The following is a 13,805-nucleotide window of genomic DNA, read 5'->3' as shown; positions in this document are numbered from 1 at the left end:
ATGATGTGATGCGCAAAGCCATTCTAAGGACTCTGAGCCTGCTGTTATTCGCAGCGGGCTGCTGGCTTGTCGTTGGGGGCATACGCCTGGGCAGTCTTGGTGGGTCGTGGTTTTACATGCTCTGGGGCGCAGTAAATCTTGCGGTGGCGCTGCTGGTCTGGCGCGGTAACCCACTGGGATTCTGGCTGTACATGGCCGCCACCCTGGCAACGCTGGTTTGGGCTCTTGCGGAAACCGGGCTTGCTTTCTGGTTGTTGCTGCCACGCATGAGCTTCCCCCTCGCTATGGCCGGACTCCTGCTGCTGGCATTCTGGGGCATAGCCCACCGGGATGCGCACGCGGGCTTCCGTCTCGGCGTCAGGGCGGGGATCCTGCCGTTTGCATTCCTGATCGCGGTGCTGGGTGCCGCCTTCCTGACCAGTGACGCCCCGGGACCCTCCACGACAAGCGCGTCGGCTCCGGAGGAAATCGGAGACGCTGTGGATGATGCCGGCGAGTGGCGCGATTATGGTCGCAACAAGGCCGGTACGCGCTATGTGCCCGCTGCGGGTATCACACGCGCCAACGTGGCGCAGCTGGAGGTCGCCTGGAGCTATCGCAGCGGTGATCTTCCCGCGGCGTATCCCGAGGCGCAAAATGCCTACAGTTTTCAGGCAACGCCGTTGAAAGTGCATGACAGCCTGTATTTCTGCTCGCCGCGTAATATCGTGATCGCGCTCGAGGCGGAAACCGGGGCAGAGCGTTGGCGGTACGATCCCGGCATTGATACCAGCGGCATTTACATGCTTGCCTGTCGCGGCGTCGCCTACTACGAGAGCGAAGGCGACGTGTGCCCACGGCGTATTCTCATGGCCACGCTGGACGCCCGCCTGATAGCGCTGAACGCCGATACCGGTGCACCCTGCACAGACTTCGGTGAGGGCGGTGAAATCTCACTCCTCGAGGGACTGGGAGAGGTAAAGCCCGGCTATTATCTGGTGACCTCGCCGCCCGCTGTGGTAAACGGCGTGGCAGTGGTTGGCGGATTTGTGCTGGACAACATGTCTGTGGACGAGCCGCCCGGGGTGGTGCGCGGCTACGCCGCGACCAGTGGTCGCCAGCTGTGGACGTGGGATGCCGGTCGCCCTGCAGAAGTCGGGCCCTGGCGGCCAGGTGACGACTACACACGCGGCTCCCCCAACGCCTGGAGCCTGTTCAGTGCCGACGAGGCCCTGGGGCTGGTGTATGTTCCAACGGGCAATGCCACCCCCGATTATTTTGGCGGCCTACGCAGTGCGGCACAGGAGCGTTACTCGAGTTCGGTCGTCGCGCTGGAGGCCACGACAGGAACACTGCGCTGGGCTTTTCAAACCGTGCACCATGACCTGTGGGACTACGACGTCGCCTCCCAGCCGGTGCTCGTCGACCTGCCGATCGCCGGCGAGCGCGTTCCCGCCCTGATCCAGCCGACCAAGCAGGGCGATATATTTCTGCTCGACCGCCGTGACGGAACGCCGCTGGCAGCGGTGCAGGAGCAGCCGGTTCCACAGGGCAAGGTGCCCGGTGAGCGCTATTCCCCTACGCAACCAGCGTCGCTGGGCATGCCCAGCCTGACGCCGCCACCGATGACGGAAAAAGACATGTGGGGCGTTTCGATGCTGGACCAGCTCTGGTGCCGCATCGCCTTTCGCCAGTTGCGCTACGAGGGCAAGTTCACACCCCCGGGCCTGGATCGCAGCCTCTCCTGGCCCGGCAACAATGGGGTCATGAACTGGGGCAGCGTGTCTGTCGATGAGTCACGGCACCTGATGGCGGTCAGTTCTTCATATATGCCCCTGTTGTTGCAACTCGTGAGCCGGGAGGATGCGCCGGCGGGTGAGCACATCAGTTTCGACGCAAACGGCGTGCCTGTTTCTCCCCAACTGGGTACACCTTTTGCCGTGCGCACGGAACGGCCTTTCCTGTCGCCCCTGGGGCTGCCCTGTAACGCACCGCCCTGGGGCAGGCTCGCCGTGATCGACCTGCAAGACCGCAAGCTGCTCTGGCAGCGCCCGCTGGGCACGACCCGTGACCACGCGCCCCTGGGTATTCCGTTGCCCGGGGCGTTTGCGCAGGGTGGTTCCATCATAACGGCGGGAGGACTGATTTTTATCGCCGCGGCGCAGGATGATTACCTGCGTGCTTTCGATGTGGACACCGGTGAGGAGCTCTGGCGACATCGCCTTCCGGCGGGTGGGCAGGCTACGCCGATGAGTTTTGTGTCAAGGCAAACCGGCAGGCAGTATGTCGTGATAGCCGCCGGTGGGCATGCCTACTTGCAGACCACGCTGGGCGATTATGTCGTTGCCTTCAGTCTGCCCGAACGAGAGGGCGCGACGCACCGGCCCTGAATGGCCGGTGCGCCAGACGGCTTCAGCGGTCGAAATCAACCCTGGTATTGATGTCCGGATTGCGTTGTTGCGCAATCTCCGCTGTTCGGGCCTCCAGCATGGGCATGAATGCCGTATCGGGTATGAGCCAGAACAGGCCGTCCTCAATGCCCCGAAAAACCTGCGCTGCAAATTCATCGGGGCTCGGCCCCATGGCGACGTTGTTGGCCACAACATCGTGGAATGCCTGCTCTGCTGCGCCAAGTTTCACCTGCTGATCAGCGGGCCGCAGGCGATCGGAGTGCCATATCCTGGTGGCAACCTCGGCAGGACACAGCACGGAGGCGGTGACGTCACCGGGCTCCTGGGCCAGTTCCTTGTAGAGACTCTCGGTCAACACTGCGACGGCATGCTTGGTGGTCTGGTACGGACTCATGAAAGTGCCGCCGCCCAGCAGTCCACCAATCGATGCCGTGTTGATGATTCTGGCCGCCTCCCCCTGTTGCAGCATTCTGGGCACAAAATGATGCAGGCCGTGCACAACGCCCATCAGGTTGACGTCGATTATCCAGCGCCAGTCCCGCAGTGGACGCTCCCAACACTTGCCGTCGACCAACACCCCTGCGTTATTGAATAACAGGTTCACTTTCCCGTATTTTGAATACACCCATTCGGCAAAATTCGCCACGGCATCGGGATCCGTGACATCCAGCGCACGCGTCGTCAGTTGCCCGCTGTTTTCGCCGGCGCTGTCTGTCAGTTCCTGCAGGCCCTTTGTGTCAACGTCAGCGCCGACCACCCGCATGCCTTGCCGCAAGGCTTGCCGCGCGAGCCCGGCGCCAATGCCACTGCCGGCGCCGGTGATAACGCAAACGCGACTCTCTGAACGATTCATATGGATTCCCCTGTGCTCGATTCTCTCGGTGTTATTGCATGGTTTTGCGACGGAAGTTTTACGCAGCAGTTTGCGCACGCAATATAGCACCGAGAGCGTGCTCGTTGTCTGCGTAAATTAAAAATATGAGGCAGAAAAGCATAAAGAATACTGCATGTATCACGAGGCTTTCTTCATACGAACGTATTATTTTCATGCTTGATATTCCGGGATTTCAAAAATAATTCTGCCTCGAAAAATAAGCCGTAATCCAGACGCAACAAAGCTTGACCATAAGCCAACTGTCCTATAATAATCTTTCAAGGCCGCGATAATCACCCCGTATCCAATAGCCGGTTTTCTCCTCGGGGAGACTCCGCCAGTCGATCGGGGCGAAAGGTGAAACGTGTGGATATATTCCGGTACTTTCATCGCGAGATTCGAAAAAGCAAATACCAATAAACAAGGGAAATGTTATGCGCAAGTCACTATATGAACGTAAATCAATTTCGCTTGCAGTGGCGCTCATAGTCAGCTCCGGGTACGCAGGATTGTCCAGCGCACAGTCGGATGCTGCGCTGGAGGAAATCGTTGTCACGGCGCAAAAGCGTGCAGAAAACATTCAGGAAACACCCATTTCAATTACCGCGTTGAGCGGCAGTGCGATTGAAAAAAGGGGGATCACGAATTCCGGCGATTTGATGGGGGAGATACCGGGCGTCGCCGGCTTCGAGGCACCGGGCTCACGTGGTACCACGGGCCTCACTATCCGCGGCATGGCCAGCGGTGGCCCCAACAACCTTTCACTGGACCCCGCGATAGGCATTTACCTGGATGGTGTTTTCATCGGCAAGAATGTCGGCTCGGCCCTGGACGTCGCGGAGCTTGAGCGTATCGAGGTACTGCGCGGGCCCCAGGGCACCCTGTACGGTCGCAACTCGACTGGTGGCGCGGTGAACTTCATATCCCGAAAGCCCACCGGGGAATTTGGCCTGCGCGCTACCGGCGCGGTGGGTAATTATGACTACCGCAGCCTGAAACTGAATGTTGATTTGCCGGCAATCGGTGAGGTGGGGAGTGGACTGGGCCAGATCGCCTTCAGTGTGGGCTATCAAACGCGCCTGCGCGACGGTTTTCAGGAGAATGACAGCCCGGGAGGTGCCGACTTCAACGACCTGGATCGCCAGGCCTGGCGGTTGGCCGCGAAGTGGGATCTGACAGAGCATTTTTCTGCCGACTATATTTACGACCACAGCGCACTGGATGAGTCCAACGCGCTGGAACAGGTTGTTGGGTTCAACCCCGTCGATGCGGCGGGGCTCGTTGACCGTGTTTCGGCACTGCAGGGCATTCTGCTCGGGGCGCGCGCCTGGGCGGCGACACCCGGCACGGATCCGCGCATCAGCGAGCGCTGGATCCCTTCCCTGGAACAGACCATAGCCTCTTATCAAGGCGCGCTTGCCCAGGGGCCCGGGCGTCAGAATCGCGGCTTTGCCGACTTCTCTCCGTTTACCGATACCGAGACTGACGGGCATGCATTGACCTTGACCTGGAATATCGGTGATCTGTCGCTGAAGTCCATCACCGCCTACCGCGAGATGGAGTCCTACGTGTTTGGCGACATCGAGAATATCGATAGCCGCCTCGACGGCAATGGCGCAGGCGCCTACAACGATCTGCTGCACCTCACCCTGGGGGGGCTGTACGGTGCGACGGGAGGTTTCGACCCCGGCATACCGCAGCTCCCCTTTGACGCCATCTGGGCGGGCGTCGATGATATTGGCGCCTTCCACACCAAACAGGATACAGACAACTTTTACGACCAGTTTTCCCAGGAATTCCAGCTGGTGGGGTCGTCAGAGTCTCTTGATTATGTTCTGGGTCTCTACTATTTCGAAGATGACGCGAAATACAGTCGACGGGCCATTTTTGTCGCGCCGCTCTCGGGCGCGCCAACCCAGAATTATGCATTGAGCACCGAGGCCACCGCCGTTTACGGGCAAGTGACCTGGCAGCCCGGCTGGCTGGATAACCGCGTGTCCCTGACCCTGGGTCTGCGCTATACGGAAGAGGACAAGGACATTGTTTGGGACTACCTCGCCTACTCCACGCCATTCGCCGGTGAGCTGCCGCGGCAGACCCTTGCGAATGCCGAGCGCTTCGACAATGTCAGTGGCAATTTCACCGCGGCTTTCCAGGCAACGCCGGACATCAACACCTTCCTGCGTTATGCCACGGGCTATCGGAGCGGCGGCTTCAACGGTGAGCAGATTGCCACACCGGCGTTCAACGAGGAAACCGTGGAGCAGTGGGAAATCGGCGTGAAAAGCGACTGGTGGGACGGACGTCTGCGCCTCAACGGCTCGCTGTACACCTACGTCTGGGAGGACATTCAACTGGCGAACACCGACTCCAGCGATGGATCCGCCACCACCCGTATCATCAACGCGGGTGAAGCCGACCGCTGGGGGGCGGAGCTTGAAATGCTGGTGGCACCACTGGACAGGCTTGTGCTCGGTGTCAGCTATGCCTATATTCATGGCGACTTTGACAAGTTTCCGGACGTCTGCGGCACCGCCGTCCCGCAAACCTGCATCGATGGCGTGAGCTCCGCAGTGCGACCTTATTCACCCAGTAACCAGTTAAGCCTTACGGCAGACTACACCTTTGCCGAAACCGCGCTCGGCGATGTCACGGGTTTCCTGCGAGTGAACTGGCAGGATGAATGGTATGAAAACGCGCTGTGGAATGGTGTCGTGGATGGACAGCCCGTAGCGTACCCCTCCGCAGTCATGGATGAACGAACCGTGGTTGGCGCCCGGGTCAGTCTTGAAAACATACAGGTGGGTGACGCGATGATGCGTGTCACGCTGTTTGGCGATAATCTGACGGACGATGATTATCCGGTCTATGCCATCAACTTTGGTGCCCTGGGTTTGATTACTGAACAGTACGGCGCACCGCGGACCTGGGGTCTGGAGTTGTCGTACGATTACTGATGTGGCAAGTGCGCTGGCGCGCCCGAAAAAGGCATGACTCGACGAGGAACGGCCATGAAACGACGCAGCTTTATCACCGGCGGCAGTGCGTTGCTGGCCGGTTCCGGCCTTGGTGTCGCAGCGGCAGCTCCCGACGCAGTCGGGCCGGGCTTCGACCGCGAATTCGACCTTGTCGTCGTGGGTTCCGGTACCGGTCTGGCGGCTGCACTGATCGCGGCGAGTGAGGGCCTGAGCGTGCTGGTGCTGGAGAAGGCCGGCGTCATCGGCGGTACCACACTGGTGTCGGGTGGTGTGCTCTGGGTACCGGTGAATCGCGTCATGCAGCGCGAGGGCCTGGACGATAACCGCGACGATGCAAAACGCTATCTCACCCGGCTCTCCCGCGGGCAGGCCAGTGCAGAGATTATCGATGCGTTTATCGACAATGGCGCCGACATGCTGGAGGCTGTAGAGCGCCACAGTCCGATCCGATGGCGGGTTTCACGATTCATGGGGCGCATGCCGGACTATCATGCCGAGTGGCCGGGAGCGATGACTCATGGGCGGTCGGTGGAAACGGCGGTGGAGGCCGCCGGCGCCCTGGGCGGGCACCTGATATCCCTGCTTTATGAAGGATGCCTGGCGGCAGGTGTCGAGTTCTGGACCGAGGCGCCGGCGCAGCGCCTCATCACCACTGAATTATCGGGCAGTCGCCGGGTGTCCGGTATTCAGGTGCGCCGGGGGACGGTCACGCAAAACGTGCGCGCCCACCGCGGTGTAATTCTTGCTACAGGCGGTTTCGAGCGCAATGCGGAAATGAAGACCCATTTTCTCCGCGGCCCCTCGCCCTACACCCTGGGGGCACCCGGAAACCGGGGCGATGGCATCCACATGGGCATGGCCGTCGGCGCCGACCTGCGCAACATGAACGAGTGCTGGCATCTGGTGGTATACAAGGCGCTCGCCGAGGCCCAGGGCCATCTGGCCGGGGGTGCGGGCCTGTTTGGCCAGGTCGACAAGACCCAGCCGGGTGCGATTGTCGTCAACCGTCATGGCGAACGTTTTTTCAATGAAGCCGGTTCTTATGATGCATCCTGGCAGAGTTTCCATACCTAGGAAAACTGGGGGGACTTTCGCTACCGGAATTTGCCGGCTTATACACTGTCGGACCACGCGCTGCGTGAGGCCGGGTTCGTGGCCGGCTGCCGTGCTGGCGAACCGCTGCCCGAATGGGTTCTGCAGGCGGACACCCTGGAGGGTCTGGCGGTGCAGGCAGGCATCAACGCTGCTGCACTGCAGCGTACGGTGGAGCGTTTCAACCGTCACGCCGCGCAAGGCCGCGACCCGGATTATCACCGCGGTGAAAGTCTGATGGATACGCTGGGGTCCGGTGACGCCGCGGACACGCTGAGGCCACTGACAGAAGGCCCCTACTACCTTGCCGAGATCAGCCCCGCTGACCTCGGCACCAGCGGTGGTTTGCGGGTCAACGGCAAGGCCCAGGTGGTGGATGTGTTTGATCAGCCGATACCGGGACTCTACGCCTCTGGCAATACCGCCGGCGTTGGTGGCCCGGGAGCACTCTATGGCGGCGGCGGAGGCACGCTCGGGCCGGCGATGACCTTCGCTTACATCGCGGCCAGGCACGCAGCCGGGGCAGAGGCATATTCCGCGGTACCGCGCGAGGGCGCATAACGGCCGCCATTTGTCCGATCGGATGCCGGCGCCCGGTTGTATGGCAGACACGGCTATCGAATATACTGCCTGCGCAAGCCTTGGTGTACGCTCTTGAAGGAGCTAAAACGTGGCCAAGATTCCCGCAGCGCACCCGCTCAGCCAGATCATTTACGAAGGCGTCCTGGAAATGCCGCCTTGGAAAACGCTGTTGAAGTGCCTTGAGGATTTCATGCAGGTGCCGAGTGCCACGCTGGTTCTGCGCCGCCCTCAAACCCAGGACCCGGGACTGACACTGTACTTGTACCCGGAGTCGGACACCGGCGCGTTGCGGGCCTTCCAGTCGCGAGGCTACCAGGATTCGCCGTTTGCCGAGCTGCCCGAAAAAAGGTGTTTACACTCCACGAACGGGTTCCGCGAGCGGAGCTGGAGTCGCTGGATTTCGGTGCCTATCTGCAGGATCACGCCGTTACCGACCTGATGGGCTTCGATGTTTATGAACGCCAGAGCCTCATCCGCCTCAGGTTGCGGCTGGTACGGATCGGTGACGCGCCGCCCTTTTCGGCGAGCGACCGGCAACGCCTCGAGGGCCTGATTCCGCTTATGGACAACGCGCTGACACTCTACAGCGCGTATACCCACAATCGTTTTATCGAGCAGCTCTACGAGGAGCTTCTCGGCTCAATGGATATCGCCTGCATCATCATGAACGCCAGGCTGGAGGTGCTCTCCGCCAACCGGCAGGCCAGCGAGATTCTCGCGGCTCGAGATGGCGTATTGCTGCGCCATAACGTCCTCGCCTGTGCCGAGAGTGCCGATCAACAAAAGCTCGAGGAGCAGTGTCGCAATGTGCTCGACGCGGTTCAGGGCGAGCAGGGCCCGCCCGCCGCGCGCACGCTGACCGTGCAGCGCACGGGGCTTGATGCGAAATGGAATGTGCAGGTTCGCAGCGTGGAAAAGAAAAACGTGACGTTCGGCGAGGGCGGACCCGAGCTGGTGTTGCTGTTACGGGGTCCGGTTCGAGACTGCGTCCCCAGTCAGGCACGCCTTATGGACCTGTTTGGTGTCACGCCCGCGGAAGCCAAACTGGTCGCGCATCTGGTCGACGGTCAGACGCTGACCGCAGCGGCCAAAGCGCTGGGCATTTCCCGCAACACCGCGCGCGGTCAATTGGCCTCGGTCTTCACCAAAACCGGCGTCAACCGTCAAAACCAGCTGGTCAGGCTTGTTTCGGGTGCGGTCGCCGCGCACTGGGATTGAGCGAACACCTTAGTACAGGTGTACGGTGCCAGTCGGATAACTCGGCTGCTAGGCTGGGCCAAGGGAGCATGTGGACACTATGACAACGTACGCAACACTGGAAGATATCGAAAACTGCATGAACAACGGCTGGACTGATGGGCTTCCGGTTATTCCGCCCTACGGCAGTCTGGTTGATGCAATGCTGGAGGCGATGGGCTGGCAGGCGCACGATGTCGTGGGTGAGATTCCGAGCCAGAACATCGTCATCCGCGCCGAGAAGGCAGCGGCAACGGCGGTGATGGCGGGCTGCAAGGTGGAATACGGTGCCTTGCTCCGCGCCCTGACCGAAGCCGTGCTCGACCCCGCTTTCAACCTGAGCGGCGTCGAAGTGACCACCGGCGGAGCCGCCGTGCTGGTGATTGTCAGCGGCCCTGTGGTTGAAGACCTTGGCTTTGAGCACGGCCCCAACGCCCTGGGCGCCAATTGTCGGGCCAATGCCACCGTGGGTCGTTTCGCGCAAATGATGCGCTATTTCTGCGGGCGCGGTGGCGGCGTCCTGCAATCCCGCGGCACCATCGGCCACCCAGGCCGGATCAGCTTCTGTGTCGCCGAGCATCCGCACACCGAGTGGGGCGCCTACCACACCCAGCATGGATTGCCGGAGGGGGTGTCGGCGGTCACGGTGATGTCTACCGAGGGGCCCAACTCCTGTAATAACCACTATGGCGATACGGGCGCCCAGGTTCTGGATACCATTGCGGACTGCCTCTGCCACTTCGGGCAGACTGCCTGGTATTACCGGTCGGGTGGCTTTGTGGTGGTTATTCCACCCGATCACATGGCGCTGGTGGCCAGAGATTTCAGCCGGGCGCAGGCGGTGGAGTATATCTACGCGCAGGCGCGACGCCAGACCGACGATCTTGAGAAGGTAGGGCGTATCGCGAAGGCGCCGATTGCGTTTGCAGAGGTAGTACCGGGCGAACTGCGGTCGCCCCTGAAAAATCCACAGCAACTGACCTTCGTGGAATGTGGCGGCACCGGCGGGCGCTTTTCAGCGGTTATCCCGCGCTGGGTCGGCAGCACGCACGCGGTCTGCAAACAGATTGTTTAACCAGCAATACAGGAGAGTGCAATGACGCAGGCGTCCAGTCATGGGCCGAGCGGCAACCCACCTGCCAAGCAGCTTGTCAGCTGCGGCGATGTCAGTTGTGAGTTGATGGTCGACCCCATACCCCGTCCGACACCAGATCCGATCACGATCACGCTCAAGCCACGGGTTGCCAGAGTGACATTCGTGGATCATCACAAACCCAACTCCAGGCTCGTCATGAAGTACGCCCAGGCCGTGCTGCGCGACCGCGGGATCGAGGTGAGAGACGATATCCTCATCAAGGACGACGCCAGCGTCCGTGACAGGGGGTTACCGCCGCCGTGAAGGGCGCTGGCAGGTGGCGGGCCAGTTCCGCACACAGACGGTTTGCCTGTGCTTCGATGTCTGCCACGGGCCGGGTGAGCTGGCGCAGCGTAGGCAGCGTTTCCGTGAGCGTCTCCGGATGGCGGTAAAGCTTGAGCACTTCGGCCAGCGCTGCCAGGGTCATGCTGTCGACGCGCAATGCCCGCTTCAGCGGGTTTTCACAAATTCGCTGCAGCAGCGCTTTCTTGCCGGCTATGATGCCGGACTGGGGCCCGCCGAGTAGCTTGTCGCCACTGAAGGTGATCAGGTCGACGCCGCTGTCAATATAGTCAGAAGCCTTCGGCTCACCGGGCAGGCCCAGGGTGTTAAAGTCGACAAGACAGCCACTGCCCAGGTCCACCATGCAGGGCAGACCATGTTCATGAGCGAGCGCCGCAAGCGTTTTTTCATCAACCGAAGCGGTAAACCCTTCCAGTCGATAATTGCTGGTATGCACTTTCATCAGCAGGGCCGTGTTCGCGGAAATGGCGGCACGGTAGTCTTTCAGGTGGGTGCGATTGGTGGCACCGACTTCCACCAGCCTGCAGCCAGAGGATTCCATCACCTCGGGTACTCGAAAGGAGCCGCCGATCTCTACCAGTTCACCGCGCGACACAGGCACCTCCATACCGCGCGCCAGCGTGCTCAGCACAAGCACAACGGCGGCCGCATTGTTGTTGACCACGGTGGCGGCTTCGCAGCCGGTGAGCTCGCAGATCAATGCTTCGATGTGACTGTCACGGTTGCCTCTTTTCCCCGTCTTCAGGTCGTACTCGAGGTTGTTGGGGAATATCGCCGCTGCCCTCGCGGCGTCGGCGGCCGCAAGGGGAAGACAGGCCCGGCCCAGATTGGTATGCAGTACAATGCCGGACAGGTTGATGACCGGGCGCAAGCCCCCCGCATCCATGGCCTGCAGCCGTCCGGCGACAGCCTCGCGCACATCGGTCGGGGTGCAGTCTGACGCCGTGGCGGGTTCCGCGGCATTGCGCAGGCGGTGCAGCTCTCGGCGTATGGCGTCGCTGACCCTCTGATGGCCCCAGCGCGCAACCAGCTCCTGAGAGGTCTGCAGCACACGGTCTACAGAGGGAAGCCTGCGCCTCAAGTCCTGCTTGCCGTTCATTTTGCATGTCCTCTGGTGTTTGCCCGATGCCTCGACAGCGTATCGGATCGCCCTCTTCCTGTGCACGATTTTAGGGGATAGCGCGCAACAACACAGCATGATGGAACCGCTCCCCCGCCAGCGCGGATTCAGGATTCTGTGCAAACCTCGAGAGGTTCGCCGGAGGTCTTGTCCGGCAGATGACGAAACAGCGTGCCCTCGGCGCCGGGGCCCGAGCCGCGTGTCCACCACTCCCGATCATCCCCCACGTAACGCGCACCACTGGCGGACACGGCACTGCGCATGAGGTAGGTTCTACCCTGATAAAGCACTTCTGCCGATTCGGTAGTGGGGTAGATTGCCGTAATGGTTGCGCCGCTGGCGCAGCGGTAGGTATGCACCGTCTGGGTGTGCTGTGTCACGTCCTGTTCTCCGGCACCGTCCTTATTGTCATGCGGCGGGTTTGCGCACCCGGACAGCAGCAATAAGGTGGCGCCGATGGCGGCGGCTTGTTTCATGAGGTATTCCTGTCTGTTGGTAGAAGATAGAGCGTTTACCGGTGGCTTCAGGGTTCCGTTACACCGGAAAAAGCGACGCCGGACAACAGGGCCATTTCGCGTTGCCAGGTTGCCAGGTCATTCTTGTTGAACAAGTGAAGTGCGTCGTGACCGCAGGCTCGCGCCATAACCCGCATGAGCTCCACAGACGCGTCCAGGAAGTTTCTCAACTGTCCTGCCGATTTGTCGATATTCAGTCGCTGTCGCAGGTCCGCGCGTTGTGTGGCTATCCCCGCCGGGCAGTTGTTGGTGTTGCAGATGCGTGCGGCAACGCAGCCTATTGCCTGCATGGCGCTGGTTGCAATCGCAACGCCGTCGGCACCCAGCGCGAGCGCCTTCACGAAATCCATGGGTGTACGCAGGCCGCCCGTGATGATCAGCGTTACCTGCCCACTGACACCCTGCTTGTCCAGATAGCGTCGTGCCCTCGCCAGGGCCGGTATTGTAGGCACACTGATGTGATCCCGGAACATTTGCGGTGCGGCACCCGTGCCGCCCCCGCGTCCGTCCAGAATGATGTAGTCGGCGCTGGCGTCCAGGGCAAACTGGATGTCACGCTCGATATGGTTGGCGCTGAGCTTGAAGCCGATCGGTATTCCACCGGTTATTTCGCGAACGCGATCGGCGAAGCGCCTGAAGTCCCTGGCGGTCGTCAACTCGGCGAATGCAGGGGGCGACACCGCGGGCTCTCCTGCAGGGATGCCGCGAATTTCAGCAATCCTGCCGGTGTTTTTGCTGCCGGGCAGGTGGCCGCCGGTGCCCGTTTTCGCCCCCTGGCCGCCCTTGAAGTGGAACGCCTGAACATTCCGTAATGCATTCTCGTCGTAGCCGAACTGCGCGCTGGCCAACTCGTAGAAGTAGCGAGAATTTGCAGCTTGCTCCTCCGGCAACATGCCTCCCTCTCCGGAGCAGATACCCGTTCCTGCAAGCTCGGCGCCTGTGGCCAGGGCGATTTTTGCTTCCTCGGAAAGCGCGCCGAAACTCATGTCGGAAACCAGCAGTGGCGTAGTGAGTTGCAGGGGTTTTCTGGATGCCGGGCCAATCACGAGCTCGGTGCGCACTGCTGCGCTCTCGGGCAGCGGTTTGGTTGCCAGCTGCGCGGTCAGGATTTGCAGGTCATCCCACTGGGGCAGCAGGTGTCGGGGGATGCCCATTGCGGCCATCGGCCCATGACTTCCCAGCGTGGCCAGGCCGTCACGGGCCAATTGATGGATGAACTCTACCGTGGGCTCCTCTGTCGTTGCGCTGGCGGCGGGAGCCTTGGTGTCGTCTTTGTCGATGGCCGGTCCTTCCTGGCCGACCTCGCTGTCATCCAGCTTGTTGTGAGAACCATCGCAGAAGGGGGTATCTGCCGACTGCTTGCACTGGCACAGGAGGGACGCGCCGGATTCCTCCGGCGTAAAAGGTTTTGGTGTGAACGCTGTGCCCGCGTGCGAGCCGTCACAAAACGGCTGGGACTGAGAGCGGCCACAGGTGCAGAAGTGATACTCCTTGCCCTTTTCGAGTTCAACTTTTATCGGCTTGTTATCCGCGACGATGGGGTTCATGAGCTTGCTCCGTCTGTGCTGGGCCGGCTGGAG

12 protein-coding genes are annotated in these 13,805 nt (G+C 61.2%); 8 read left to right on the top strand and 4 right to left on the bottom strand.

Annotated features, from left to right (window positions below; genetic code table 11):
- Positions 1-8: 8 nt before the first annotated feature.
- Entirely contained in the window at positions 9-2,369 is a 2,361-nt protein-coding gene (locus AACZ17_RS05425) for a membrane-bound PQQ-dependent dehydrogenase, glucose/quinate/shikimate family (protein WP_290741477.1), read from the top strand.
- Between the two features lie 22 nt (positions 2,370-2,391).
- Here the strand turns inward: AACZ17_RS05425 and AACZ17_RS05420 are convergent, their stop codons facing one another.
- Positions 2,392-3,243, bottom strand: coding sequence for an SDR family NAD(P)-dependent oxidoreductase (locus AACZ17_RS05420; RefSeq protein ID WP_290740705.1), 852 nt, complete (start codon positions 3,241-3,243; stop codon positions 2,392-2,394).
- A 455-nt stretch (positions 3,244-3,698) separates the two neighbouring features.
- Between AACZ17_RS05420 and AACZ17_RS05415 the strand changes: the two genes are divergently transcribed.
- The 7 genes from AACZ17_RS05415 to AACZ17_RS05385 all read left to right on the top strand — a co-directional run bounded on the left by AACZ17_RS05415 (position 3,699) and on the right by AACZ17_RS05385 (position 10,551).
- On the top strand, positions 3,699-6,221 hold the full coding sequence (locus AACZ17_RS05415; RefSeq protein ID WP_290740702.1) for a TonB-dependent receptor: 2,523 nt from the start codon (positions 3,699-3,701) through the stop codon (positions 6,219-6,221).
- A 54-nt stretch (positions 6,222-6,275) separates the two neighbouring features.
- Positions 6,276-7,316: an FAD-dependent oxidoreductase gene (locus AACZ17_RS05410; RefSeq protein WP_290740698.1), complete on the top strand. Its 1,041-nt coding sequence runs from the start codon at positions 6,276-6,278 to the stop codon at positions 7,314-7,316.
- A 30-nt stretch (positions 7,317-7,346) separates the two neighbouring features.
- Positions 7,347-7,895: an FAD-binding protein gene (locus AACZ17_RS05405; RefSeq protein WP_290740694.1), complete on the top strand. Its 549-nt coding sequence runs from the start codon at positions 7,347-7,349 to the stop codon at positions 7,893-7,895.
- A gap of 109 nt (positions 7,896-8,004) precedes the next feature.
- Entirely contained in the window at positions 8,005-8,355 is a 351-nt protein-coding gene (locus tag AACZ17_RS05400; RefSeq protein WP_290740691.1) for a hypothetical protein, read from the top strand.
- Entirely contained in the window at positions 8,355-9,134 is a 780-nt protein-coding gene (locus AACZ17_RS05395) for a helix-turn-helix transcriptional regulator (RefSeq protein WP_290740688.1), read from the top strand. The genes AACZ17_RS05400 and AACZ17_RS05395 overlap by 1 nt, the downstream gene beginning before the upstream one ends.
- 79 nt (positions 9,135-9,213) lie before the next feature.
- Positions 9,214-10,227, top strand: a complete 1,014-nt coding sequence (locus tag AACZ17_RS05390; RefSeq protein ID WP_290740685.1) for a hypothetical protein — start codon at positions 9,214-9,216, stop codon at positions 10,225-10,227.
- Positions 10,228-10,248: 21 nt separating this feature from the next.
- Positions 10,249-10,551, top strand: a complete 303-nt coding sequence (locus AACZ17_RS05385; protein WP_290740682.1) for a hypothetical protein — start codon at positions 10,249-10,251, stop codon at positions 10,549-10,551.
- Here the strand turns inward: AACZ17_RS05385 and selA are convergent.
- The 3 genes from selA to AACZ17_RS05370 form a co-directional block, all read right to left on the bottom strand.
- Positions 10,505-11,689 (bottom strand): L-seryl-tRNA(Sec) selenium transferase, encoded by a 1,185-nt coding sequence (selA, locus tag AACZ17_RS05380; RefSeq protein WP_290740678.1) that lies wholly within the window; start codon positions 11,687-11,689, stop codon positions 10,505-10,507. The two genes, AACZ17_RS05385 and selA, sit on opposite strands and share 47 nt — an antisense overlap.
- 128 nt (positions 11,690-11,817) lie before the next feature.
- Positions 11,818-12,186, bottom strand: a complete 369-nt coding sequence (locus tag AACZ17_RS05375; protein WP_290740675.1) for an MliC family protein — start codon at positions 12,184-12,186, stop codon at positions 11,818-11,820.
- A 47-nt stretch (positions 12,187-12,233) separates the two neighbouring features.
- Positions 12,234-13,772, bottom strand: coding sequence for a glutamate synthase-related protein (locus AACZ17_RS05370; RefSeq protein WP_290740672.1), 1,539 nt, complete (start codon positions 13,770-13,772; stop codon positions 12,234-12,236).
- Positions 13,773-13,805 lie beyond the last annotated feature (33 nt).

Source organism: uncultured Haliea sp., from assembly GCF_963973825.1.
Lineage (GTDB): Bacteria > Pseudomonadota > Gammaproteobacteria > Pseudomonadales > Halieaceae > Haliea.
This window is presented reverse-complemented; position numbering and strand designations above follow the sequence as displayed.

Bases quoted from the DNA above. Each gene is read 5' to 3' on its own strand.
- AACZ17_RS05425 (WP_290741477.1), top strand. From the start codon at position 9: ATGCGCAAAGCCATTCTAAGGACTCTGAGCCTGCTGTTATTCGCAGCG.
- AACZ17_RS05420 (WP_290740705.1), bottom strand. From the start codon at position 3,243: ATGAATCGTTCAGAGAGTCGCGTTTGCGTTATCACCGGCGCCGGCAGT.
- AACZ17_RS05415 (WP_290740702.1), top strand. From the start codon at position 3,699: ATGCGCAAGTCACTATATGAACGTAAATCAATTTCGCTTGCAGTGGCG.
- AACZ17_RS05410 (WP_290740698.1), top strand. From the start codon at position 6,276: ATGAAACGACGCAGCTTTATCACCGGCGGCAGTGCGTTGCTGGCCGGT.
- AACZ17_RS05395 (WP_290740688.1), top strand. From the start codon at position 8,355: ATGGGCTTCGATGTTTATGAACGCCAGAGCCTCATCCGCCTCAGGTTG.
- AACZ17_RS05390 (WP_290740685.1), top strand. From the start codon at position 9,214: ATGACAACGTACGCAACACTGGAAGATATCGAAAACTGCATGAACAAC.
- AACZ17_RS05385 (WP_290740682.1), top strand. From the start codon at position 10,249: ATGACGCAGGCGTCCAGTCATGGGCCGAGCGGCAACCCACCTGCCAAG.
- selA (WP_290740678.1), bottom strand. From the start codon at position 11,689: ATGAACGGCAAGCAGGACTTGAGGCGCAGGCTTCCCTCTGTAGACCGT.
- AACZ17_RS05375 (WP_290740675.1), bottom strand. From the start codon at position 12,186: ATGAAACAAGCCGCCGCCATCGGCGCCACCTTATTGCTGCTGTCCGGG.
- AACZ17_RS05370 (WP_290740672.1), bottom strand. From the start codon at position 13,772: ATGAACCCCATCGTCGCGGATAACAAGCCGATAAAAGTTGAACTCGAA.